The following is a 24,832-nucleotide window of genomic DNA, read 5'->3' as shown; positions in this document are numbered from 1 at the left end:
TCGGCGAGGGGCCGGTTTACGCCAATATGTAATATTGGCGAGGCCCGCTGTCTCATGGGGAATGGGACGGCAAAGCAGACAGAGGGAATGCCCACTTGGTCACGATCCGCGCGGGACAGAGGGAAGACTTTCCGCGTCTTGCGGAAATCGAGCTGGATGCGTTTGTTGTCTGGGCAGAAGCCTGCGGGGTGACGCAGGAGCCTGTCTCCGCGCCGGTATTCCTCCTTGAACAGAGCCTCCACGAGGAGCTGCTTCTGGTGGCTGAGGAAGTGGGACGTGTCGTCGGCTTTACGCTTGGGCTGAGTGAGGGAGATACCCTCTATATTGTCGAGGTCGATGTGGAGCGTGCGGCACAGGGTAGGGGCGTCGGCACTTCGCTGATCTTGGCTATGCTGGATCGCGGACGTGAAAGAGGCTTTGCTAAGGTCGCTCTCACCACGGATCGATACGTGCCTTTCAACGCACCCTTTTACACACGGCTCGGCTTTCGCATCCTGGAGGCTGCGGAGACCCCGGCCTTTCTCCGCAGAAGGCTGAAGGCTCAGATCGATTCCGGTCTTGATCCAGAGCGTCGCGTGGCGATGTTGAAGATCATATGAGGTCATCTGACTGTCCAGGGAGATATTGCGAGTGAACAACCTGCAACCTGTGGGGTTAGGCTGCCAATGATGGTCATCAGGGAGGCGTTTACAGTCGCAGGCTGGATCATTTAAAAGTAACGGAGCCCCTATATGTTAAGAGGGTCCCTCTTAGATCAAGAGGATCAATGTACCCCTGAAGGGGTTGGGAGTGAGCCAATGAGGAAACTTGCCGGAATGGTCTCGGCTTTGCGCAGCCATCATCTGCTGGCCGCGGTTGCAGCAGTGATCGGCACGATATCGACGAGCGGCCAACCCGCGATGGCGGCAAGCTGCCGCGCCGATGCATCGGCTGGCATCGACTGGAGCGAATGCAACAAGCGTCTCCTGATGCTGGGCGGCAGCGTCTTGGATGGTGCTGATCTGCACGGGACGGACTTCACCTACACCGATCTGCGCGGCTCCTCCTTCAATAAGGCCAATTTGGAGAAAGCCAAGCTGATCCGCACTTCGCTTGCATCCTCCCAGCTTGAGGGTGCCAATCTGATCAAGATCGAGGCCTATCGCAGCGATTTCAGCGATGCCAATGCCGAAAACGCCAAGTTCAACAGCGCTGAAATGCAGCGCGCCAACTTTGAGAACGCCAAGCTCGTCAATGCCGATTTCTCCAAGGCGGAACTCGGGCGGGCGGATTTCAATGGCGCGGTGTTGACGGGCACCAAATTCACCAAGGCCAACCTCTCTCGCGCCAGCTTCACCGGCGCCAAGTTCACCGGGCCGATTGATTTCTCCGACTCGTTCCTCCTGCTTGCCCGCATCGAGGGGCTGGACCTATCCGCCGCCACCGGGCTCGATCAAAAACAGATCGACATTGCCTGCGGCGACGACAAGACAAAGCTGCCACAAGGCTTGACCAAGCCGGCCACCTGGCCTTGTCCCGCCGATCCGGAAGATGATTGACCAAGAAGACCAGCCGGACAATGGTCCGACTGGTCTGTCACATGGCCGGATAAGCTCTTGGCTTAGAAGCCTGACAACACGATCTTGCCCTTGGCCTTGCCGCTTTCTATCAGCGCGTGCGCCTTGATAAGGTTTGCGGCATTGATCGTGCCGAACGTCTCCGTCAGCGTCGTTCTGATTTTGCCCTGGTCAATCAGTTCCGACACATGGTTCAGCAGCTTGTGCTGTTCCAGAATATCGGCGGTCTCGAAGACCGGACGGGCAAACATCATCTCCCAGTGAACGGAAATGGCCTTGCGCTTGAAAGGCAGAATATCGAAACCACCCTCTGGATCGTCGATCAGGCAGTAGCGCCCCTGCGGCGCAATCAGCTCTATGCTGTCGGCGCGGTGGAGATCGCTATGGGTGGTGGAAAAGACGAAGCTTGGCGCACCAAGACCGAGCGCTTCCACCTGCGGCGCAAGCGGCTTGCTGTGGTCGAGGACGTGATGCGCACCGAACTGCTCGACCCATTCCTTTGTTTCCGGCCGCGATGCTGTGGCGATGACGGTAAGATCCGTCAGGTGCCGCGCAAGTTGGATCGCGATCGAACCGACGCCGCCAGCCCCACCGATGATGACGACGGCATTGGCGCCGCCCGCAACCGGGTCCTTTACCTTGAGGCGATCGAACAGCGCTTCATAGGCAGTAATGGCGGTTAATGGCAGGGCGGCAGCTTCCTCGAAGCTCAAGCTTTTCGGCTTCCTTCCAACGATGCGCTCATCCACGAGATGAAACTCGCTATTGGTGCCGGGGCGGTTGATGGCGCCGGCGTAGAAGACTTCATCGCCGGGCTTGAACAGGCTGACCTTCTCACCCACCGCCTTGACGATACCCGCGGCGTCAAAGCCGAGAACCCGAGTTTGACCTGCCTCAGGTGCCTGATTGCGACGGACCTTGGTATCGACCGGATTGACCGAGACCGCCTTCACGTCCACCAGAAGATCGAGGCCTTTTGCCTCTGGCGCGGGCAGTTCAAAATCCACCAAAGCGTCTGCTTCCGTCACGGGCTTGCAGCTCTTGTAACCGATAGCGCGCATGTTCATTCTCCTTCGCTTGTTGCTTCGGCGTCTATTTGATAGCTATGAGCTAAGGCTGCAAGAATGCACATTTTGTGTCTATACTGACAAAAAGGATACTGTGGCCGCCTGCAGATCCTGAAAAACGGAGCTTTTCATGTCCCGCCCTCGCGCCAAACTGAAGGATAATTTTCCCGGCTGCCCGGTGGAATCGACACTCTGTTATCTCGATGGCAAGTGGAAGGGCGTGATCCTCTATCATCTGCTCAACGAGGGAACGCTGCGGTTCAACGCACTGCGTCGCCACATTCCAAGTGTCACGCAGCGCATGCTGACAAAGCAGCTTCGCGAGTTGGAAGATGCCGGCCTGATTTCCCGCACCGTCTTTCCCGTCGTGCCACCAAGGGTCGATTACAGCCTGACAACGCTTGGCCAGAGCATGGCGCCGGTCATATCGGCGCTCAAATCCTGGGGCGAAGCCCATGTGGTTTGCAAGGACGGGGTGAAGACGCTCGCTGTACCTGCGGATCGCGTCACAACGCTCGCCGCCGCCGAATGAGCACCATCGCTGATCTTTTGGGAGGACAGCGTCATGCTTTTCTCCAGGATGGACCGCCGTCGCTGGACGAGCGAAGAGCCGATCTCAAAGCGTTGCGCAGGGTGGTCATTTCTCATCGAAGCAGGATCGAACAGGCGGTCGATACGGATTTCGGTGGACGTTCGCCGAATGAGACCGCTCTTCTCGAGACGGTCGGCGTTGTTAAGGCGATCGACTACCTCGACCGGAATCTGAAACGCTTCATGAAGCCGCAACGGCGACACGTGGGTGCGCTGTTCCAGCACGGTCGCGCCTGGGTAGAATATCAACCGCTCGGCGTCATTGGTATTCTGTCGCCGTGGAACTATCCGTTTCTGCTGACCATGGTGCCACTCGCCACAGCACTCGCAGCTGGCAACCGGGCGATGGTGAAGCCCTCCGAACTCACCCCGGAAACCAGCGTCTTGATGAAGACGATGCTGGCCCAGGCCTTCCCGGAGGAAAAGGTTGCGGTGGTTCTCGGCGATGCGGGCATTGGCGCTGAGTTCAGCGGCTCACCCTTCGACCATCTGTTTTTCACCGGCAGCACTGACGTCGGGCGTCAGGTCATGAGGGCTGCGAGTGAAAACCTCGTTCCTGTCACGTTGGAGCTTGGCGGCAAGAGCCCGACGATTATCTTGCCGGGTCACGTCATTGCCAGGAAGGTGACCTCCATCGTCTTCGGCAAGCTCGCCAATGCCGGCCAAACCTGCGTTGCCCCGGACTACGTCTTTGTCCACGAAACGGAGGTCGATGCCTTTATCGATGCGTTCCACAAGGCGGTGGCGCAATCCTACCCAGATGGGCTGGCGAGCCGCGATTATGCTTCGATCATCAGCGACAGGCATTTCTCTCGCCTCAATGGGCTTCTTGACGATGCGGTCAGCAAAGGCGCGACGTTGCGGCGGGTGGGAATAGAGACGGACGCGGCAACGAGAACCCGCGTTTTTCCGCCGACGCTCGTCATCAACCCAACCGACGACATGGCCGTGATGCAGGAGGAGATTTTTGGGCCGATCCTGCCGGTGCTGAGCTACCGCGATGTTTCGCAGGTCATTGGCTATATCAACGAGAGGCCAAGGCCACTGGCGCTCTATGTTTTCGGAGAGGCGGATGGCGACGACTGCAAGGTGATCCTGTCCCGCACGACGTCGGGCAATGTCGGCATCAACAACACGGTGTTGCACGTCGCGCAGGATGACCTGCCTTTCGGCGGAGTGGGGCCAAGCGGGATGGGTGCCTATCACGGCATAGAAGGCTTTCGCCGCATGAGCCATGCCAAGGGCGTGTTTTCGCGAGGACGTTTCAGCGTGCCAAGCCTTCTACGCCCGCCCTTCGGGCGGATGGTCAAAGCCGGGCTTGATCACCTGCTACGATAAGGAGGTGCGATCAGGCGAGGCGGAGATCGTGTTGATGGGCAGGCAGATGGTGATGTCCAGTCCATCCGGCGACCAAGTATAGCAAATCTCTCCGCGCATGCCGGTGATCGTGCGCTGGATAAGGGTCGAGCCGAAGCCTTTGCTGGTCGGAGCGCGGACAACGGGTCCGCCGCGCTCGCTCCACATGATCTGCATCGTTTCACCCGTCGTGCAGGCGACCACGAGCCGGCCTTCTTCGCTGCTGAGCGATCCGTACTTGGCTGCGTTGGTGGCAAGCTCATGTAAGACGAGGGCGACGCTGGTAATGTGATCGGCCCGGATGCGCACGTCATCAGTGCCGACGAAGGCGACCCGGTCGGTCGCCGCATCCGTATAGGGTGCCAGAATGTCGCCGATGATCTGGCGCAAGGGAACGTCAGGCGCATAGGCCACATGTTCGGCCGAAAACGTCGGCTGAACGAGATCATGCGCACGCCCCAGGGCGCGCAGACGGCCTCGGACGGTGGAGGAAAGCTGCTCTGCGCTCGTTGCGGTTCGCGCGGTCATGGCCAGCATCGAATCGGCCAGTGCGAAGACGTTTTTCACCCGGTGGTTTAATTCTCGCAAAAGAAGCATACGCTGCTCTTCGGCCCGATCGCGCGCCTTCTCGTTCTGCGAACGCTCGATCGCGATGGCCGCTGTCCGTGAGACCATGCCGATGACCTCGAGATCGCGTTCGGAGGGCTTGCGCGGCTCCCGGTAATAATTGGCGAAGGTCCCAAGAACACGCCCATCAGCCGCCCGGATCGGCATCGACCAGCAAGAATGGAGATTGTGGGAGAGGGCGAGTTTGCGAAAATCTGCCCAGAGTGGATCCGTTGCAATATCGCTGACGATGACGGGGCTGCCCGTATGGGCCGAGGTGCCGCAGGATCCGATACCGAGACCGACGGCGATGCCCTCGATCGCGTCGTTGTAATCGCAGGGCAGGCTCGGTGCCGCCCCCTGGGTCAGATGCTTGCCATCCTCCGTCGTGAGCAGGACGGACGCCAGCAACTCGCCGCCCGCAGGCTTTTCCACGAGAAGCACGATATCACGCAACACATCTTTCAGCGGGCCGCCAAGTGCGACGCGTGACAGAATATCCCGCTCTGCCGTGAGAAGATCCGACGTTACCGACAGCGTGTTTATCAACGGCCCAGTCCATCCCGAAAAAGAAGGCCATGTGTCTGCGACAACGGCAATATCTGGAAGATATAGGCATCCTACCTTTAAATGTCTAATGGATAAAATGCTTGATTAAACCGCACTACTTTGAAGATGCTTATGACGAAGACATCAATATTATTAAGGTCTTACTTTAGGAATTACAGATTAACCGCTAAGCTGAATTTTCTGCTTAATCTTATGCCCGTTCCATTTGCGGATGCACCCTTGATTTCCGCACAATTTAGGAGGAAGGATTTTGCCGCGGCATTCGCCGGCTCTTCATCATTCACATTTTTTTGCACCGCAACATCGAACTGCCCGGATTGGTTCATAATTTCGCGCGCAGTGATTGTCAGTTCAGGGACGGACCAGCATGGGTATTGGTTGGATAGAAGCCGCGATCCTCGGCTTTATTCAAGGGCTTACGGAATTTTTGCCAATTTCCTCCAGCGCGCATTTGAGAATCGCGGGCGAGTTTCTAGGGACAGGGGAAGATCCTGGCGCCGCCTTCACTGCAATTATTCAGATCGGCACGGAATTGGCCGTCCTGGTCTATTTCTGGTCCGACATCATGCGGATCGCCCTTGCCTGGCTTCGCCATCATTTGCGGCTCGGCGGACAATATGATCCAGCGGACGTCCGCCTCGGCTGGATGATCATCGTCGGTTCGGTACCGATCGTGCTGCTCGGGCTCCTTTTCAAGGACGCCATCGAGCATTCGCTGCGCAATCTCTACATCACCGCCGTCATGCTCATCGTCTTCGGTATCATTCTGGGTTTTGCGGATCGCATCGGCAAAAAGAAGTATCCGATCAAGAAGCTGATCTGGCGTGATGCCATCATCTTCGGTTTCGCCCAGGCGATGGCGCTGATCCCCGGCGTGTCGCGATCCGGCGGAACGATCACCGCAGGCTTGCTGCTCGGCTACACGCGCGAAGCCGCTGCCCGTTACTCCTTCCTCCTGGCGGTTCCAGCCGTTTTCGGCTCGGGCTTCTACCAGCTCTTCAAGAGCATCGGGCAGCAAAACCCGGTCGGTTGGGGCCAAACGGCATTGGCGACGCTGATATCCTTTGTCGTCGGATATGCTGTCATCGTCGTCTTCCTCAAGCTGGTTTCGACGAAGAGCTACATGCCGTTCGTCTGGTATCGAATCGTCATTGGCGTCGCGTTGCTGGGCCTGCTATTTACCGGTGTCATCAATCCGATCTGACGCGTCTAGCGTGAGATCGGCGAGCGGTTTTATCCGGCACGGTCCTCCGTGCCGGATTATTTTTATGTCTTTCGTGCCGCGTAGAATGATTTTCCTTTCGATAATGTGACAGAGCGGTTATTTCCGCTGCAACATCACCTCCGCTTAGGCTGTTGTGACCCCTCGATCCTGTCAGGAAGAATGAATGACCGCCGACGTTCCTTGCGCCCTTGCTGTGGAGGACATCCACAAGAGCTTCGGCAATCACGAGGTTCTGAAGGGCATTTCGCTGACGGCAAAGAAAGGCGACGTCATCTCCATCATCGGTTCTTCCGGTTCAGGAAAGAGCACCTTTCTGAGATGCATCAACTTCCTGGAAACGCCAGACAGCGGCCGCGTCACTGTCAATGGCGAAGAGGTGGCGGTGACACGGAAGCGCGATGGCAGGTCCGTCCCGCAAAGCTGGCGTCAGGTGGAACGCCTGCGCACCGGCCTCGGCATGGTCTTTCAGAGTTTCAATCTCTGGGCTCACCTCACGGTCCTGGAAAATGTTATCGAAGCCCCCGTGCATGTCATGGGCGTCAAGCGCGCGGAAGCGGTCGAAAAGGCAGAGGCACTGCTGCACAAAGTCGGCCTCTATGAGAAGAAGGATGCCTATCCGGCGTTCCTGTCGGGCGGACAGCAGCAGCGTGCCGCCATTGCCCGCGCGCTTTGCGTTGAGCCTGCCGTGATGTTGTTCGACGAGCCGACATCGGCGCTCGACCCGGAACTGGTCGGCGAGGTGCTGAAGGTGATCCGCGATCTGGCCGAAGAGGGCCGCACCATGCTCCTCGTCACCCACGAAATGCGCTTTGCCCGTGACGTGTCGAGCCACGTCATGTTTCTACATCAGGGCCGGGTGGAGGAGGAGGGGTCTCCACAGCAGGTCTTCAACAATCCCGTAAGCGCGCGGACCCGAGAATTTACCGGCGCGCTCGCCAACTGATAATCTCACAGGAGTTTGATATGAAATTTGTTGCATCTCTGCTCGCCGGTACGGCTTTCGCATTGTCGGCCTTCACCGCCAGCGCCGAAGTTCGTTTCGGTGTGATGAATGAAAGCTACCCGCCCTTTTTTGCACAGGATGCCAGCGGCAAATGGCATGGCTGGGAAATCGATCTCATGGATGCCGTTTGCGCGGAAATGAAGGAAAAATGCTCCATCGTCGCACTCTCCTGGGACGGCCTGATTCCGGCACTCGAAAGCAAGAAATTCGACGTGATCTGGTCGTCCATGTCCAATACGGCAGAACGCCAGAAGGTCATCGACTTCACCAACAAATATTACAACACGCCAAGCAAGCTGATCGGTGCGAAAGACGGTAAGCCGGGTGCGACAGCGGAAGACGTGAAGGGCAAGACGATCGGTATCCAGGTCGCTACCATCCAGTCCAATTACTACGCCAAGTACTTCAAGGATGTGGCCGACGAGAAGACCTACCAGACGCTTGACGAAGCCTTCCAGGATCTGGCCGCCGGCCGCATCGATTATGTCTTCGGCGACTCGCTGGTACTCGACGATTTCCTGAAGACCGACACCGGCAAAGATTGCTGCGCCGATGCCGGCAATGTTGCCAACGACCCTGAGATCATGGGCCTTGGTGTTTCCGGTGGCGTGCGCAAGGACGATCAGGAACTGAAGCAGAAGTTAAATGCTGCGATCGCTGCCGTTCGCGCCAACGGCAAGTATGACGAGATCACCAAGAAATACTTCAGCTTCGATATCTACGGCGCAAAGTAAGCCGGGCTCTTATCGCAGATGGCAACGCCTGACAGCATCCTGGAGCTTTTGTCTCCCTATCCTCCGGGATGGGGCGGCACGCTGCTGTCCGGTGCCGCCTCAACGCTTGCCATTTCTGCCGGTGCCTACCTGATTGGTATCGTCATTGGCATGGCCGGTGCGCTGGGCAAGCTCTCCGACAACCGGGCCCTCGGCGTCGTCCTCAATCTTTACACGACGCTGATCCGCTCGGTGCCGGAACTCATTTTGATCGTTGGCCTCTATTATGCCGGAACGGACGGCCTCAACCGTCTGTTACAGATGGCGGGCCTACCGCCGCTCGAAGTCAATGGCTTCGTCGCCGCAGTCGCCGTGCTCGGTTTCGTGCAGGGCGCCTATATGACGGAAGTGCTGCGCGGCGCGATCCTTGCGATCCCAAATGGCCAGATCGAGGCCGCCAAGGCCTTCGGCATGTCGCCATTCTTGCGCTTTCGCCGCGTCGTCCTTCCCGCTCTCCTGCCGAATGCGCTGCCGGGGCTCTCGAATCTCTGGCTGTCCGTCACCAAGGATAGCGCCCTGGTGGCGGTCGTTGGCTATCAGGAACTGGCGCTTGCCACGCGTCTCGCGGGCGCCAGCACCAAACACTATTTCCTGTTCTTCATGGCCGCAGCGCTGATCTATCTGGCGATCACCCTTGTCTCCAACTTTCTCTTCCGGTTGCTCGAACGGCGCGTGCGCCGTGGCCAGCCGGCACTTGCGTGAGGAGGGGCTATGACGTTTTCCTGGATTGAAAAATACTGGCCGCTTCTCCTCACTGGAGCATGGCAGACCGTTGCCTTGCTCGTCATCTCCGTCAGTCTCGGCTTCATTCTGGCGATCGGCCTTGCTTTTGCTCAGGTCAGTGGTGGCAGAGTGACGCGGCTTTTGGCGCGGGGCTATTGCACCTTCTTTCGAGGTACGCCGCTGCTGATCCAGCTTTGGCTTCTCTATTACGGCGTCGGTTCGTTCCTGCCGATGATCCCCGGTCTGCGGCAGAGCTTTCTCTGGCCAATCCTCAGGGAAGGCTTCTTCTTCGCCGCGGTCAGCTTCACGTTGAACTACGCGGCCTATGAGGCGGAAGTGCTGCGCGGTGCGCTGCTCGGCGTCCCGAAGGGTGAGTTGGAGGCCGCGCGAGCCTTCGGCATGAGCCCGTTCAAGCTTGCCCGCCGCATCTGGTTGCCGCGCGCCATTCGCAATGCGCTTCCCACCATCGCAGGTGAGGTGATCATGCAGTTGAAAGCCACGCCGCTGGCCTTCACCGTCACGGTCATGGATCTCTATGCCGTAGCTTACAAGGTCCGTCAGGACACGCTTCTGGTCTACGAGCCGCTTCTGGTCGTCACCGTCTTCTATCTCATTCTCACAGCCATCATTGCCCGCTGCTTCGGTATCATCGAAGCGCAGGTGCCAGTACGACGCTAAACGGGCGACGCTCGTTCAGCTTCGCCAATTCAAGGAGTTTCTTCATGGGCGATATTCGCATTCTCGACGGCGGCATGAGCCGCGAATTGCAGCGGTTGGGCGCGGAACTGAAGCAGCCCGAATGGTCCGCACTTGCGCTGATCAACGCGCCGGACATTGTCCGTCAGGTTCACGCCGAATTCATCGAGGCCGGTGCCGATGTCGTCACCACCAACTCTTACGCGCTGGTGCCCTTCCACATCGGCGAAGAGCGGTTTCGCAAGGAAGGCGCGTCGCTGATCGCACTCTCAGGCCGCCTGGCGCGTGAAGCAGCAGATGCGTCCGGCCGCAAAGTCACGGTGGCCGGATCGCTGCCGCCGATATTCGGCTCCTACGAGCCGCAGAATTTCGATGCGTCCCGTGTTCAGAATTATCTCGGCATTCTCGTCGAAAATCTCGATCCCTTCGTCGACGTCTGGCTTGGTGAAACGCTGAGCCTGATCGCCGAAGGCGAAGCAGTGCGCCAGGCGGTGGCAAAGACCGGCAAGCCGTTCTGGATTTCCTTCACCTTGGATGACGACACCGCGCAGGTAAACGGCGCCGAGCCGAAGCTGCGCTCCGGTGAGACCGTGCGTGCTGCTGCCGAATGGGCTGCCGGCTCGGGTGCTGCCGCTCTGCTGTTTAACTGCAGCAAGCCGGAGGTGATGAAAGCTGCCGTCGAGACCGCCGCTACCACCTTCAAGGAAAAGGACGTCTCGCTCGAGATCGGCGTCTATGCTAATGCCTTTGAAGGAGAGCAGGGGGAGACAGCCGCCAACGAGGGGCTCCACAGTACCCGCGCCGATCTGACCGACGATATCTATTCCCGCTTTGCCTGCACATGGGCTGACGCCGGTGCGACGATGATTGGCGGATGCTGCGGCATCGGTGCTGCCCACATCCACAAGGTCGCCGGAGCATTACGCGCTCTTTAAAGCATGTCGCGCAAAAGTGGTCACCGGTTTTGCGATAACGACATGCGACAAAACAAGGACTTAAAGCGTATGGAGCGAATCTGGAAGATCGCGACACGCTTTAGACCGCCACGCGTCCTATCGGACGCACAAAGGACGCTCTATCTTCTTTGATCTACGCGTCGTGACACCTATCGCGTCTCGATTGAAAATACATCGAGACCGGTCACGTTCTCTTCCAGCAGGCTGAAACCCTGCTTCAGATAGTAGGGTCGCTTTTCGGCGGTGGCACAGAGATAGCATGTGCCATGGCCGAGCCTCGCAATATGCTGGCGGGCCTGTGTCATCAAAGCAGCGGCAACACCGCGCTTTCGATAATCGGGATCGACCCAGAGCGCGGCAATCCAGGGCGCATAGTCTGGTCGCACGTCGAGATCGTTGTCGATGACGAGTACGGAGCCGATATAGGTGTCGCCGTCATGCGCTACGAGCGCGAATGGGATGGCATCTGTTCCCAGCATCGGATCGAGATGGGCTCGATAATCTTCAAGCGGTACGCCGCTTTCCGTCCACCAGGCATTCCAGCCGCGATGGGCGATCGTATCGGCGAAGGATGGCTGGTGGCGAAGGTTCGATATCTGCATGTGAAGCCTCATCATCCTGAATCAGAAAACGAGGGAAAGTCTACAAGCAATTGAAAAGCCTGCGCAATGATGACGCGCGATGTGGAGCCCAGCCGCCGGAGGCGGCCGGGCTGATGGCAGGTTTAGAGCAACGTGCCGCTGAGGATGACCAGCGCTACCGAGAAGTAGATGACGAGACCACTGACATCCACCAGCGTCGCGACGAACGGGGCCGATGCGCTTGCCGGGTCCAGACGCAGGCGCTGGAGGATGAAGGGCAGCATCGAGCCACAGACCGAGCCGAAGGTGACGATGCCGATCAGCGCTGCAAAGACAGTGAAGCCAACCAGCAGCCAGTGTTCGCCGTAGTCATAAAACCCTGCCTGCTGCCAGATGGTGAGCCGCAGGAAGCCGATGGCGCCGAGGATTGCACCGAGGGCGAGACCGCTTGGGAGCTCGCGCAGGAGCACGCGCCACCAGTCGGAAAGCTTCAGCTCGCCGAGCGCCAGAGCACGAATGATGAGCGACGTAGCCTGAGAGCCCGAGTTACCGCCAGACGACATGATCAGCGGAATGAAGAGCGTCAGCACAACGGCCTTTTCCAGTTCCCCTTCGAAATGCTGCATGGCGCTTGCCGTCAGCATTTCACCCAGGAAGAGGGCAGATAGCCAGCCGGCGCGTTTGCGGATCATGTCCATGAAGCCCATGGCCATGTAAGGCTTGCCGAGCGCTTCCATACCGCCGAACTTGTGGGCATCTTCCGTCGTGTCGGCAATCATCGTATCGATCACGTCATCGACGGTGACGATGCCGAGAATGCGGGCATGCTCATCCACCACTGGGATGGCAAGAAGATCGTGCTTGCGGATGAGGCGGGCGACATCCTCTTGCGACATCTGAGGATCGGCATAGACGACGCTTTCGCGTGATGCGGCGGACAGGATCGATGCCTGGGGATCGGCGGTCACGAGGCGGCGCAGCGTCACCACTTTGCTCAAGGTGCCGTCTTCGGCCAGCACATAGATGGCATAGACCGTTTCACGCGAACGCTCGACGACGCGAATGTGCGAAAGGGTCTGTTCCACCGTCCAGCTGTCCGGTACGCTGACGAACTCCGTCGTCATGATGGAGCCGGCCGTGCGCGGCGGATAGGTCATCAGATGCTGAATGGCAGCAGCCGTTGCCCGGTCCAGACGCGAGAAGAGCTTGGTGCGGTGCGCCTCATCCATCTCGGCCATGACGTCCGCCACGCGGTCGTCCGACATGAGGTTGACGAAGCGGGTGGCCTGTTCCAGCGGAATGGCGGCAATGATATCGGCAGCGTGGTGCAGTTCCGGACGGTCCAGAATGGCAACGGCTTTGGGCTGCGGCATTTTCAGCAGGGCGTCGACGGCGTCGTTGACGTCGAGTGCGTTCAGTTGCTCGACACGTTCTGCAATGGTGGAAAGACCTGCATCACCGCTGCGAAAAAGACGTGCGGCCTTGCTGGCTCTCTGGGAGAGGGTGTGAAAGTTCATGATTGCTCACCTTCGAGTCGATCCGCCGATCTCGGCGGGCCGTGGTGAGCCGACAGAAGTCAGATCAGAGCACGTCTCGCCGGTCTCGGCAAAGGCAATCGACTACTACTGTCGCTAGACATCAAACGATGCTCCGTGGATATCCGTGCTAGAAGGCTGTCGAACCCCTGCACGTGATCTGTGTGGTGCGCCTGAACCGCGTCATAGTCAAGCGGTCCAAAGATGAAATTTTGGCAAGGTTGATCTCTTCGGCAAGCAGAGCGGATTTCCCTCTGAAATCATGAGCCTGCGTTGCGACCGGACGACGTCCGGCCACGCCTTTCCCCAAAGTAGAATCCGCTTGGCGATCGAAAGCTTTTCCTGTTTCGCCCCGCCTGCATCACCCTGACAAGCGGCTAATATACATGGTTTTGATAGGGGATACGTGCCTCTCTCCGATCGGGTTTAATCGTTGATTAACCATAACCTCCATAGGGTGGGCGGCAACGTCGGCATGATGCGGCGTGACGACTGTCGGTATGCTTATGGTCCGCCACCAGCTCTTCGTAGCACCCAGATTTTTAGCCTTGCTTGCCGCAACTGCGCCCGTCGCCCTTATGGCGACCTATGCGGCTGCACAATCGGTATGGACTGGCACGGCGGATAATGCCTTCGACAATGACGCGAACTGGACGCCAGGCGCCCCCGCCGCAAGCGATAGCGCCACGGTCAACACCGGCTCGCCGCAAGTATCGACAGGGGAGACAATCGATCGGCTGAACGTTGGCGGTGGCAACGTCACCGTCACCAATACTGGCGCATTGTCCGTTACCAGCGGCACCACGATGACGTCGGGCAGCGTCACCATTAACTCTGGTGGGCTTTTGACATCGGATGTCGATCTCGTCGGCGGCAGCCTTGCTGTCGATGGTACTTTGGACGGCAAGCTGTCGCTACAAAATGGCAGCGTGACCGTGAATGGTACGCTCCGGGATGCCGTCGTCGGAAACGGAACCTCGCTCTCCAACAACGGCACGATGACAGGCGCTTCGGTCGCCACCGGCGGCAACTTCACCAACAATGGCGGCGCGACACTCTCTACCCTGAACAACGCCGGTACGGCATCGAATGCGGGTCGTGTCGGAACGCTGCAAAACATCGGCGGCAATTTCACCAACAATGCCGGCGGCGAGGTTCTTGGCAAGACGACGGTATCGGGCGGCAGCGTTACCAACAATTTCGTGGTGACGGATGTGGATGTCGCAGCCGCCGCGGCCTTCACCAACAATGTTGGCGCAACGGCTGGCAATGTCCGCAACTCAGGCACTGTCGCCAACGCCGGCACTGTGGCCTCGCTTCAAAATGATGGCGGCAGCTTTACCAACAATGTCGACGGCAGGATTAACGGCCAGACGACGATCGCTGGCGGGACGGTCACCAACAACTTCGTGGTGACGGATGTCGATGTTGCAGCGGCGGCGGCCTTTGCCAACAATGCCGGCGCGACCGCTGGTAACGTTCGCAATTCCGGCTCCGTCACCAATGCCGCGACGATCTCCTCACTCCGAAACGACGCCGGAACGACCACCAACAATACCGGCGGCAGGATCACCGGTACGACCACGGTTGCGGGAGGCACGGTTACCAACAATTTCGTGGTCACGGATGTCGATGTTGCGGCCGCCGCCGCCTTCGTCAACAATACCGGAGCCTCCGCTGGAGCTATTACCAACCGGGGCGCGACTACCAACGCCGGGACGGTCGCCTCGCTCGACAATCAGGCCGGGCTCTTCACCAACAACACGGGCGGAACGGTGACTGGGGCGACGACGATCAGTGGCGGTACCGTGGTCAATAACGACAGGCTCGGCAATGTTCAGAATCGAGCAGGTGGCCGCTTCATCAACAACCTCGGTGCGACAGTGGATGCTGTCGCGAATGAAGGAGCGGCGACGAATGACGGCACGGTCGCATCTCTCACCAACGCCGCCGGGCGCTTCACCAACACAGGGACCATCGCCGGTCAGGCCGCCATCACAGGAGGCGAACTCACAAACGACGGCACGATTTCCGGCACCGTGGACATCTTCAATGGCGGTCTGTTGAGCGGTACCGGTGTGTCGGGCGGTCTGCTGGTTCGCGCTGGCGGGGTGCTCGCGCCGGGACCCGGCATCGCGACGATGACTGTCAGCGGCGATGCAACCTTTCGGGCGGGGGCCATCTATGATGTCGATATCGATTCCACCGGTCGCTCCGATCGTCTCAATGTCTCCGGCACGGCGCGTCTGCAGGGCGGTGTGGTCGAATTGCGTGCAGCAAGCGGCACTTATGGCCTTTCGACAAACTATCAGATCCTAACGGCTGGCCTGGTCGACGGCGCTTTCGATCAAGTGACCAGCGACTTTGCCTTTCTGTCGCCGACGCTCACCTACGGGTTAACATCTGTTGATCTCCACCTTGACCGCAACGCGGTTCGCTTTGCGGATGTTGCGCGCACCTTCAACGACCGCGCGGCAGCGGGCGCCATTGAAGCGGCGGGATCATCGAACACACTGTTTCAGACGATCCTGCCCCTGGATATCCAGACGGCAGAGAGTGCCTTTGCCCAGCTCAACGGCGAGATCCACGCGTCGCTCAAATCCGCTCTCATCTCGGACAATCTGTTGCTGCGCGAAGCGATCCTTGACAAGACCAACCGCCTTACGAGCGAAGGCGACGTTGCGGACGCCAGCATATGGGCGACAGGCCTTGCCTCAAGAGAGGCTTTCGCGGGCAATGACACAGCGGGCGCTCTCGATATCAACAGAGCCGGAATGGTGATCGGCGGCGACGTTCCGGTCTCAGACGATTGGCGCCTCGGCGGTGTACTGGGCTACAGCACGCTTGACGCCGCCGCCGGAGCAGAGGCCCAGTCCTACCACATTGGACTCTACACCCATGCCGAGATGGAGCCGTTCAGTTTTACCGGCGGCGCCATCTATACGCGAAACGAGATCGCGACACGCAGGAGCGTCGCATTCGGCACGTTTTCCGATGTGCTGAAGGCCGAATACTCCCGCTCTACGTCGCAGCTATTCGCGGACGTGGGCTGGACCTTCGAGGCAGATAAACTTCTTTTGCAGCCCTTCGCGGGTCTTGCCTACACGACAATCGACGGAGGCGCGATCCGCGAGGACGGAGGAGCGGCAGCACTCGCCATCGAGGACAGGTCATTCGATACGACCACCTCCACTTTGGGTCTGCGCTTCTCGACCGATCTGGATATGGGCGAGGTCCCGGTTCTCCTGTCAGGCATGGTCGGTTGGCGCCACAATTTCGGCCAGACGGCATCCTTCGCGGTGGCGAGCTTCGATGGTGGCAGTCCCTTCATGCTGGAAGGGATCGGTGTGCCGGAGGATACGATGGTGGTAAAGGCCGGTGTTACCGTCCATCTGTCAAAATCGGCGCGTTTGATGCTGAGCTACAGCGGCGACTTTGCCAAAGGATACAGCTCGAACGCTGCCCTTGCCAACCTCACGGTCAATTTCTAGCAAATTCGATTCCCACAGCATATCGCGCAAAAGTGGTCACCGGTTTTGCGATGGCGACATGCGACAAAACACAGAGCGAAAGCGTAAGGAGCGAATCTGAAGAATTGCGACACGCTTCAGACGCTGCGGACTTTTTCCTGCCGCTCCAGAAAAACGGCAACGATGAAAACCAGCAGACCGGCAAAGGACAGAATGGCGCCGACATAGCCGGTGGAGGCGTAGCCATATCCGAGCGCGATGACCAAGCCGCCGAGCCAGGCACCAAGGGCGTTGGCGATGTTGAAAGCTGAATGGTTGGAGGCGGCGGCAAGCGTCTGCGCATCGGCTGCCACATCCATCAATCGGGTCTGGACGGCGGGGCAGGCGGCAAAACCGCAGCCGATCAGGAAGACACAGAGGCACAGCATATAGGGATTGTGCGCCGTCAGCCCGAAGATCGTCATCAGGACGACGTTGAAGGCCAGCATGCCGCCGATCGTGCCGTTCAAGGAGAGGTCTGCCAGACGCGAGCCGACGACATTGCCGACGTTCATGCCGATGCCGAAGAGTGCCAGCACGATGGGCACAGCGGACACCGGCATCATGGCGACATCCGTGGTGGTCTTGGCAATGTAGCTGAACACGGCAAACATGCCGCCGAAGCCGACGGCGGCGATGGCAAGCGACAACCACACCTGCACACGGCGGAAGGCACCGAGTTCTCGCCAGACACTGGCACCGTCCTGCACCTTATCGCGGGGCTGGAACAGGAAGAGAAGCGCTACCGTCAACAGCGCAATGCCGCCCACAATCAAGAAGGCTGCCCGCCAGGAAAACAGCTGACCGAAAAAGGTGGCAAGAGGCGTGCCGAGAAGCGTGGCGATGGTGAGGCCCAGCATGACCCGACCGACGGCACGAGCACGCTTGTGAATCGGCGCCATCGATGCGGCCACAAGGGCAGCAACGCCAAAATAGGCGCCGTGCGGCAATCCGGAAATGAAGCGCAGAGCAGTGAATGTCCAGAAGTCCGGCGCAAGTGCGCTTAGGATATTGCCGGCAGCAAACAGGCCCATCAGCGAAAGCAGAAGCACACGGCGTGTCAGGCGCGCAGCAAGAACCGCGATGATCGGCGCGCCGATGACGACGCCGAGCGCATAGGCCGTAATGACGTGGCCGGCGACGGGGACGCTGACCCCGTAGGTCGTTGCCACCTCCGGCAAGAGACCCATGATCGCAAATTCACCCGTACCGATGCCGAAGCCTCCGGCGGCAAGTGCCAGTTCGATGAGCGCGATGGAAAGGGGTGATAGACTGGTCTGCGCCGACGGCGCAACAGCATCGTCTGCCGCTTCGGAACGGTTTTCGCGTGGACTGCTTTGGCTCATGGGTTTCCTGGCTGCGACGGAACGCTGCCCATACAAAGAGACGTTCACGAAGAAAAAAGGGCAAGATCGACATTGCCGATCTGCCCTGACTGGAGATGCTGGCCACCAAAATGACCTTATGTTGCTTCTATCATGTTTTTGTGCGTCGCGGTAGTGTTTGATTCTACGAATTCCGGATTGACCGACTGCCGATGGAACCCTTTTGACGCTCGGCGATTTAGGTCGCGCTTCGTGCACAATAACTGGATGGATAGATGAGGCTGGTTGCGATCTTCAACCGCGATGGCGGAACGTTCAAGACCACCGATCTGGACGCTTATTGCGACCATGCGCGGAAGGTGTTTTCAGAGGCGGGTCACCAGATCGAATGCCGTCTGGTTTCCGGCAAGGATATCGTTCAGGAGATGGAGCGGACTGCCGATGATGCAGGGCTCGACGGCCTGATTGCCGGTGGCGGCGATGGCACCATATCTGCTGCGGCAGGCATTGCCTGGAAACACGGCATTGCCCTCGGTGTGGTGCCGGCGGGGACCATGAACCTTTTTGCGCGATCCCTGAAACTACCGCTCGATATCTGGCAAGCGGTGGACACGCTGGCCCAAGGCCATGTGCAGAACGTCGATATCGCCAGTGCCAATGGCCATCCCTTCGTGCATCAGTTCTCCGCAGGACTGCACGCGCGCATGGTGCGCTACCGCGACCGCATGCAATATGCCTCAAGGCTTGGGAAAATCCGGGCCAACATCCGCGCTGCCGTGAGCGTCGTATTAAATCCGCCGGCCTTCGACGTGGAATTCACTGTTGCCGGTGAAACCCAGCACCGGAAGGTTTGCGCCATCTCGGCCTCCAACAATGAATTCGGTCCCAATCCTCTATTGGTGGCAGATGATATCACTCGCGGCCGGTTGGGGTTTTACGTGGCTGACGCCTTGAGCCCCTCTGGCGTCGCGCGTCTTGCGATCGATATTATGCGCGGCAGGCTGAAGGAAAACGCGGCGGTTACGGCGATGGCGGTCGAACGTGCCGAGCTGCATTTTCCAAAGAGGCGGCATGACGTGCGCTGCGTCATCGACGGCGAACTCTTGCCGATGAAGCGCGATGTCGAGCTCAAAATTCACGCCGGTGAACTGAAGGTCATCGTCGCCAAGGACTTTGCCAACGTCTGATCCGGGCTTTAGACCGTCCTCTAGCACGCAAAAGCGCACCGTAACTCTTTGAATATACGCATCGCGCTTGCCCGAAACGGGATACCCATTTTCGGCCCGATGTCGTAGCCGTCGCTTGCAAAATCAACAACCAGCGGCCATGCTTCCTGTCACCAGACCAGGGAGCACACAAGGCGTGAACGATTTATCGAGACCAGTCTCCAACCTCGCTGCCATCGACGCTGCACATCATCTTCATCCCTTTTCAGACATGGGAAAGCTGAATGCCACCGGCACGCGCATCATCGAGCGTGCCGAAGGCGTTTTCATCTATGACAGCACCGGCAAGAAATATCTTGATGCCTTTGCCGGTCTCTGGTGTGTCAACATCGGCTATGGTCGCCGCGAGATTGCCGAAGCCGTGTCGCGGCAGATGAACGAGCTGCCCTACTACAACGCCTTCTTCGGCACCACCACACCGCCCGCGGCTCTCCTGGCACAGAAGATCGCCTCCCATGCCGGGCCGACGATGAATCACGTGTTCTTCACCAATTCCGGTTCCGAGGCCACAGACACGTGGTTTCGCATGGCGCGGGTCTATTGGAAGGCGCTCGGTCACCCAACGAAGACGAAGGTGATTGCACGGCGCAACGGCTATCACGGCTCTACGGTTGCCGGTGCTTCGCTTGGCGGCATGACCTGGATGCACGAGCAGGGCAATCTGCCGATCGAAGGCGTTAGCCATATCGGCCAACCCTACTGGTATGCGGAAGGCGGCGATCTCTCACCGGCAGAGTTCGGCCTCAAGGTGGCACGTGAGCTGGACGCCAAGATCGATGAACTGGGCGAGGAGAATGTCGCTGCCTTCGTCGCCGAACCCATACAGGGAGCAGGTGGCGTCATCGTCCCACCGGAGACCTATTGGCCAGAGATTGCCCGCATCTGCAAGGCGCGCAATATTCTGCTGGTCTCCGATGAGGTGATCTGTGGCTTTGGGCGATTGGGCTCCTGGTTCGGCTACCAGCAATTCGGTTACGAGCCTGATCTCGCACCGATCGCCAAGGGCCTGTCATCCGGTTATCTGCCGATTGGCGGTGTGCTGGTATCGGACCGCGTGGCCGAGGTGATGCTGACGGAAGTCGGCGATTTCAACCATGGTTTTACTTATTCAGGCCATCCGGTCTGCGCTGCGGCGGCTCTCGAAAATCTTCGTATCATCGAGGCGGAAGGACTGGTCGAGCGGGTGCGCGATGATATCGGCCCGTATTTCAATCAAGGCTGGCAGAGCCTGCTGGACCACGAGGTGGTGGGCGAGGCGGCCAATGTCGGCCTGATGGGCGGCTTGCAACTGACGGCAGACAAGGCGACGCGCAAGCGTTTCGACGAGCCGGACGATATTGGCGCCATGGTCCGCAACCACTGCCTGGACAATGGGCTGGTGATGCGCGCCACCGGCGATCGCATGCTGGCGTCTCCCGCCTTGACTGTCAGCCGCGGCGAGGTCGATCAGATCATTGAAACACTGCGCAAGGGGTTGGACCACCTGCGCGACACCACGGAAGTTTGACGATGGCCGATCACGAGCATCGCTATACCCTCAAGGTCACATGGTCGGGCAACCGCGGGACGGGCACATCCGGCTACAGGGAATATGACCGCGATCATGTCATCTCGGCAGATGGAAAGCCGGATATTGCCGGCTCTTCCGATCCGGCCTTTCGCGGCGATCCGGCACGCTGGAATCCGGAGGAGCTGCTGCTTGCCTCCATCTCCGCATGTCACAAGCACTGGTATCTGCATTTCTGCGCTGTCTCAGGCGTGGTGGTCAGCGACTATGTGGATGAGCCCGAGGGCACCATGGTTTTGAAGCGGGACGGCGCGGGTCATTTCACCGAGGTGATCCTGAAGCCTGTGATCACCCTCGCAAAGGGAGATCCGCAGACCGCACGAGAACTCCACGCCGATGCGCATGAAAAATGCTTTATCGCCAACTCCGTCAATTTCCCCATCCGCGTGGAGCCAACGATCAAATCGCGTTAATTGGATTGGGCAGTCTCGAGCGAATAGTAGAACGTGTGACTACGGCCAGAGGCGCCATAGGGCACGTTGACATGACGGATGTCTGTCGGCGCCGGAAGTGAAACGCGCTCAGCAAGCGAAGCAAGTGCGTCCTTGAAATCCTCGGGCGATTCCCCGTCGTCCTTCGTATCGACCAACAGGATAACTGCGCCAGCCGGCCAGAGCGCGGGGATCGTCTCGATATCAGTGTCCGTCGTCACGACCATCGCATCGGGAAACTGGATTTTCAGGTTTCCACCCGCAAGCCCGCCGAAAGCAATGACATAGTCAGGCTTGAACGGACCCTCATGGCGAAGCGTTTCGGCAAATCCGTCATAGGGAATGTGGACAAGCGAGTATCGCTCGAAATGGGGAGAGACAAGCCCGCGTGCGAGGAGAACGCCGAGGAAACCAATGGCCAGCGTGAAGGTGGACGTCAGCATTGGCTTGAGCTTCCGCTCACCGGACAGACCCGCGGCCTGTACTTTGAGACAGAGGTATAGCGGCCACAGCAGCACATAAACGGCAAGCCATTTTTGCCGCATATGCGTGATACCCATGGCCAGGACCATCAACAGCACAAAGATCATCGAAAAAAGAATGATACGACCGACGAGGCGTGTGGATTGATCGCTCGCTCGCAAAATTGTTTTGATGTCGCGGAAATAGAGAGCGGCACAGATTGCTGAGGGCAGGGCGACACCCTTCAGGAAGGCGACCAGGAGATCGAGCGATCCATCGACAGCATAAAGCGCGGTGCTATCGCTGATGTCGCGCATTTCGCGTGTTGTCTGTGTGGTGGCGATATCGAAATGATTCACCACCCAAAGACAGTGCGGTAGCACAAGCGCAACGGCTGCGCCGATCGTCAGCAGCATGCGCCAGTCAAAGAGCCGCTGACGCAGTTCCTTGTCCATTGCGATAGCAACGACGGCAGCCAGTGGAACGAAGACGAAGTTATATTTGGCAATCGCGCCGATGCCGATAGCAAGCCCTGTCAGGAGATACCCGCCAACACTCGGAGCCTTCAGCGTCATGAAAAGCGCGTAAGCAAACAAAGCGACGGAAGACAGCGCCAGAACCGTGTGGGTCAAATCCCTCTGCGCCATGACGAAGACAGTGGGCATCGTCAGCACGCCGAGCGTTGCTATATTGGCCAGTGTCCTGTCGCGCAGCAAAAGTCTCGCTGTCAGCCAGAAGAACAAGCAACAGAGGAAAAGCAGCCCGTTCTTCAACAGGCTGAGCGACGCGATCGACGGGCCGACGAGCACGTTTACGCCATGCTGCAGCCAGGTGTAGAGGAACGGTTGAGACCCGTATCCGAGCAGCAGATGCTGGGACAGAAGAGCCTGTTGGGTCTCGTCAATTTCCAGCGCCGAGGAACGGAAAATGCGGACGATAAAAGCAAGGAGGAAATATCCTGCAATCAGGATCAACGTTAAATCGAGATTGCGGGAGAAAACCTTGCGCATCGTGTCAGGTCTCGTCTGAGGTGAAGGTCTTGCTGACAATGTAGTTCGGCGTGCGGTCGTCGCGGTAATAGAGGCGGGCGATCATTTCCGCCAGGATCCCCGTGGTGATGAATTGCAGGGACGAGAGCGACAGGACCACGCACACCATCAGAAGCGGGCGTGTGCCGATGTCATTGCCAAGGATGAACTTTTCGATGAAGAGATAGGCCATGATGACGACAGCAAGCGCGCCGAGGCCAAGGCCGAGAGAACCGAAGAAATGTCCTGGCCGCGCCCTGTAGCGCATGAAGAACATGACCGACAATAGATCGAGGATGACGCGGAAGGTCCGGGAGATCCCGTATTTCGATGTGCCGAACTGGCGCGCATGGTGGGTGACCGCCATTTCGCCGATCCGGCTGCTCGGCACGACGCCCGCCACCCAGGCGGGGATGAAGCGATGCATCTCGCCCATCAGCTTGACCTGCTTGATGACCGAGGTGCGATAGATTTTCAGGCTGCAGCCATAATCATGCAGACGCACGCCGGTGATGCGGCCGATGAGCCGGTTGGCGATCCACGACGGGATCTTGCGCAGCACCAGCCCATCCTGGCGGTTCTTGCGCCAGCCAACGAGAAGATCGAGCTCGCGCCGTTCGAGTTCGGCCACCAGCATCGGAATGTCTTTTGGGTCGTTTTGCAGATCGCCATCAAGGGTGGCGATCAGTCGCCCTTTTGCGGTGTCGATACCCGCTTGCATCGCGGCCGTCTGGCCGAAATTGCGCTGAAGGGCAACGATCTTGAGATCAAGCCCATCGCGACCAAGATAGGATTTGGCATTGACGATCGTCGCATCCGTGCTCCCGTCATCCACGAGGATCAGTTCCCAAGCGCCAGGATAGCTTGTCATCGCGTCAAGAACGCGCTCTATCAGAGGGCAGACGCTTTCTTGCTCATTGAAAATCGGCACGACAAGCGATAATTCCGGCGCAGTGCTCGTCGGGATTTCGCTTCGAAGGGCTGTCGTTGTGGGCACGAGGCTTCCCCGGTAAGACTTTATTAAGACGCTCAATTTCGGGATATGCGTCACCACGCCAGTTGTCCAGTTAGGCCGTCATTTGAAAGACAATTCACACAGGATCAAACCGGCAGCGTTGCTTGCAAGCAACGCAATGACGCTCGGCATGGTGGTCGTCATCGTCGCCTACGCCGCGTTCATTCAATGGGTGTGGGGTTGGGGCACGATTATGGGCCTTTGGTCTCAGGCCGGCTGGGGGACGATTGCGCTTGCCCTGTTGCTTCTCGTCGCCACCTATCTTCTGCGCACCTGGCGCATTTACGACTACTTCCCACGAGAAACGAAAAGCCGCTTTGCGACGCTTTTTCGTGTGGTCCAGCTTCACAACATTCTCAACATCATGCTGCCGTTTCGAAGCGGCGAGACCAGCTTTCCGTTGCTGATGAGGCGAGAGTTCGGTGTCAATCTTCTGCGCGGCACCTCGGCCCTTCTGGTCATGCGGCTTTTCGATCTGCACGCGCTTCTGGCGGCAGCCGGAATGGGTTGGGTGCTGGAAGAAGGAAGCCTGTGGATGTGGACCGGTTGGCTGGCATTTCTGCTTCTACCCGCGCTGGGATTTGTCGCGCGTGACCTCGCTTTCGGTCTCGTCGGTCGAAGATCGTCGACCAAGCTTGCCAAGGTCATTGCAGAGCTAAGGGCGGGCCTGCCGGTGGACGGTAACGCCTTTCTACGAGCGTGGGGTGCCACACTGATCAACTGGTTCGTCAAGATCGCCGTGCTGGCTTGGGTGTTGATGCTGATGGGGGAGATCACTCTCCCGGCGGGCTTTGGCGGAGCCCTCGGTGGTGAACTGTCTTCCGTGCTGCCGGTTCATGCACCAGGCGGCGTCGGCACCTACCCGGCAGGCATCACGGCAGGTGCGATCGGTTTCGGAGCGTCGGCGGAAGAGCACGCGCTATCGGTACTCGGCCAGGCGGCCGTCAACCTCCACCTGCTGGTTATCCTGTCGTCGCTGATTGGAACGGCTCTGGCGCTTTTCGTGCCGACGCGAAAATAGCGCCAGAGCA

At 58.8% G+C, this 24,832-nt stretch carries 22 protein-coding genes; 15 read left to right on the top strand and 7 right to left on the bottom strand.

Annotated elements, in window-relative coordinates; genetic code table 11:
* The first annotated feature begins 95 nt into the window (after positions 1-95).
* Together PVA19_RS18810 and PVA19_RS18805 are read left to right on the top strand one after the other, a co-directional pair.
* A complete protein-coding gene (locus tag PVA19_RS18810; RefSeq protein ID WP_194286702.1) occupies positions 96-599 on the top strand; it encodes a GNAT family N-acetyltransferase in 504 nt (167 codons plus the stop codon).
* 198 nt (positions 600-797) lie between these two features.
* Positions 798-1,538 carry a pentapeptide repeat-containing protein gene (locus PVA19_RS18805; protein ID WP_062598299.1) on the top strand — a complete coding sequence of 247 codons (741 nt, stop codon included), beginning with the start codon at positions 798-800 and terminating at the stop codon, positions 1,536-1,538.
* Positions 1,539-1,600: 62 nt separating this feature from the next.
* Here the strand turns inward: PVA19_RS18805 and PVA19_RS18800 are convergent, their stop codons facing one another.
* Positions 1,601-2,617, bottom strand: coding sequence for a zinc-binding alcohol dehydrogenase family protein (locus tag PVA19_RS18800; protein ID WP_274103827.1), 1,017 nt, complete (start codon positions 2,615-2,617; stop codon positions 1,601-1,603).
* Between the two features lie 136 nt (positions 2,618-2,753).
* Here PVA19_RS18800 and PVA19_RS18795 point away from each other — a divergent pair, with 136 nt between their 5' ends.
* Together PVA19_RS18795 and PVA19_RS18790 are read left to right on the top strand one after the other, a co-directional pair.
* Positions 2,754-3,155 carry a winged helix-turn-helix transcriptional regulator gene (locus PVA19_RS18795; RefSeq protein WP_274103826.1) on the top strand — a complete coding sequence of 134 codons (402 nt, stop codon included), beginning with the start codon at positions 2,754-2,756 and terminating at the stop codon, positions 3,153-3,155.
* Positions 3,152-4,552, top strand: a complete 1,401-nt coding sequence (locus PVA19_RS18790) for a coniferyl aldehyde dehydrogenase (RefSeq protein ID WP_274103825.1) — start codon at positions 3,152-3,154, stop codon at positions 4,550-4,552. Before PVA19_RS18795 ends, PVA19_RS18790 begins: the two co-directional genes overlap by 4 nt.
* Here the strand turns inward: PVA19_RS18790 and PVA19_RS18785 are convergent.
* Positions 4,544-5,725 (bottom strand): sensor histidine kinase, encoded by a 1,182-nt coding sequence (locus tag PVA19_RS18785; RefSeq protein ID WP_111847745.1) that lies wholly within the window; start codon positions 5,723-5,725, stop codon positions 4,544-4,546. The two genes, PVA19_RS18790 and PVA19_RS18785, sit on opposite strands and share 9 nt — an antisense overlap.
* A 388-nt stretch (positions 5,726-6,113) precedes the next feature.
* Here PVA19_RS18785 and PVA19_RS18780 point away from each other — a divergent pair, with 388 nt between their 5' ends.
* From PVA19_RS18780 to PVA19_RS18755, 6 genes are all read left to right on the top strand, one after another.
* On the top strand, positions 6,114-6,950 hold the full coding sequence (locus PVA19_RS18780; RefSeq protein ID WP_111847747.1) for an undecaprenyl-diphosphate phosphatase: 837 nt from the start codon (positions 6,114-6,116) through the stop codon (positions 6,948-6,950).
* A 184-nt stretch (positions 6,951-7,134) separates the two neighbouring features.
* Positions 7,135-7,914, top strand: a complete 780-nt coding sequence (locus PVA19_RS18775; protein ID WP_274103824.1) for an ABC transporter ATP-binding protein — start codon at positions 7,135-7,137, stop codon at positions 7,912-7,914.
* Positions 7,915-7,934: 20 nt separating this feature from the next.
* Positions 7,935-8,708 carry a transporter substrate-binding domain-containing protein gene (locus PVA19_RS18770; protein WP_062425711.1) on the top strand — a complete coding sequence of 258 codons (774 nt, stop codon included), beginning with the start codon at positions 7,935-7,937 and terminating at the stop codon, positions 8,706-8,708.
* Between the two features lie 18 nt (positions 8,709-8,726).
* The gene (locus PVA19_RS18765; RefSeq protein WP_274103823.1) at positions 8,727-9,449 is read left to right on the top strand and encodes an ABC transporter permease; all 723 of its coding nucleotides are present in this window, start codon (positions 8,727-8,729) and stop codon (positions 9,447-9,449) included.
* A gap of 9 nt (positions 9,450-9,458) precedes the next feature.
* Positions 9,459-10,148, top strand: coding sequence for an ABC transporter permease (locus tag PVA19_RS18760; protein WP_274103822.1), 690 nt, complete (start codon positions 9,459-9,461; stop codon positions 10,146-10,148).
* Between the two features lie 44 nt (positions 10,149-10,192).
* Positions 10,193-11,101 carry a homocysteine S-methyltransferase family protein gene (locus tag PVA19_RS18755; RefSeq protein WP_274103821.1) on the top strand — a complete coding sequence of 303 codons (909 nt, stop codon included), beginning with the start codon at positions 10,193-10,195 and terminating at the stop codon, positions 11,099-11,101.
* 170 nt (positions 11,102-11,271) lie between these two features.
* Here PVA19_RS18755 and PVA19_RS18750 read toward each other — a convergent pair whose 3' ends face one another.
* Positions 11,272-11,724: a GNAT family N-acetyltransferase gene (locus PVA19_RS18750; RefSeq protein ID WP_274103820.1), complete on the bottom strand. Its 453-nt coding sequence runs from the start codon at positions 11,722-11,724 to the stop codon at positions 11,272-11,274.
* Positions 11,725-11,846: 122 nt separating this feature from the next.
* Positions 11,847-13,220, bottom strand: coding sequence for a magnesium transporter (gene mgtE / locus PVA19_RS18745; protein ID WP_062425706.1), 1,374 nt, complete (start codon positions 13,218-13,220; stop codon positions 11,847-11,849).
* A 566-nt stretch (positions 13,221-13,786) separates the two neighbouring features.
* Between mgtE and PVA19_RS18740 the strand changes: the two genes are divergently transcribed.
* Positions 13,787-16,729, top strand: coding sequence for an autotransporter outer membrane beta-barrel domain-containing protein (locus tag PVA19_RS18740; protein ID WP_274103819.1), 2,943 nt, complete (start codon positions 13,787-13,789; stop codon positions 16,727-16,729).
* A 116-nt stretch (positions 16,730-16,845) separates the two neighbouring features.
* Here PVA19_RS18740 and PVA19_RS18735 read toward each other — a convergent pair whose 3' ends face one another.
* Positions 16,846-18,093, bottom strand: a complete 1,248-nt coding sequence (locus tag PVA19_RS18735) for an MFS transporter (RefSeq protein WP_274103818.1) — start codon at positions 18,091-18,093, stop codon at positions 16,846-16,848.
* A 254-nt stretch (positions 18,094-18,347) separates the two neighbouring features.
* Between PVA19_RS18735 and PVA19_RS18730 the strand changes: the two genes are divergently transcribed.
* The 3 genes from PVA19_RS18730 (at position 18,348) to PVA19_RS18720 (ending at position 21,278) form a co-directional block, all read left to right on the top strand.
* A complete protein-coding gene (locus PVA19_RS18730) occupies positions 18,348-19,259 on the top strand; it encodes a diacylglycerol/lipid kinase family protein (RefSeq protein WP_111847756.1) in 912 nt (303 codons plus the stop codon).
* Between the two features lie 175 nt (positions 19,260-19,434).
* Positions 19,435-20,805 carry an aspartate aminotransferase family protein gene (locus PVA19_RS18725; RefSeq protein ID WP_162741942.1) on the top strand — a complete coding sequence of 457 codons (1,371 nt, stop codon included), beginning with the start codon at positions 19,435-19,437 and terminating at the stop codon, positions 20,803-20,805.
* 2 nt (positions 20,806-20,807) lie between these two features.
* Positions 20,808-21,278, top strand: a complete 471-nt coding sequence (locus tag PVA19_RS18720) for an OsmC family protein (RefSeq protein WP_113262040.1) — start codon at positions 20,808-20,810, stop codon at positions 21,276-21,278.
* On the opposite strand, the gene PVA19_RS18715 is transcribed toward PVA19_RS18720, so the two are convergent.
* Both PVA19_RS18715 and PVA19_RS18710 read right to left on the bottom strand, forming a co-directional pair.
* Positions 21,275-22,768, bottom strand: coding sequence for an ArnT family glycosyltransferase (locus PVA19_RS18715; protein WP_274103817.1), 1,494 nt, complete (start codon positions 22,766-22,768; stop codon positions 21,275-21,277). The genes PVA19_RS18720 and PVA19_RS18715 overlap by 4 nt on opposite strands.
* 4 nt (positions 22,769-22,772) lie before the next feature.
* On the bottom strand, positions 22,773-23,783 hold the full coding sequence (locus PVA19_RS18710) for a glycosyltransferase family 2 protein (RefSeq protein WP_274103816.1): 1,011 nt from the start codon (positions 23,781-23,783) through the stop codon (positions 22,773-22,775).
* 136 nt (positions 23,784-23,919) lie between these two features.
* Between PVA19_RS18710 and PVA19_RS18705 the strand changes: the two genes are divergently transcribed.
* The gene (locus tag PVA19_RS18705) at positions 23,920-24,822 is read left to right on the top strand and encodes a lysylphosphatidylglycerol synthase domain-containing protein (protein ID WP_112519238.1); all 903 of its coding nucleotides are present in this window, start codon (positions 23,920-23,922) and stop codon (positions 24,820-24,822) included.
* Positions 24,823-24,832: the final 10 nt, after the last annotated feature.

This window comes from Agrobacterium sp. CNPSo 3708 (genome assembly GCF_028674915.1).
GTDB lineage: Bacteria > Pseudomonadota > Alphaproteobacteria > Rhizobiales > Rhizobiaceae > Agrobacterium > Agrobacterium cavarae.
This window is presented reverse-complemented; position numbering and strand designations above follow the sequence as displayed.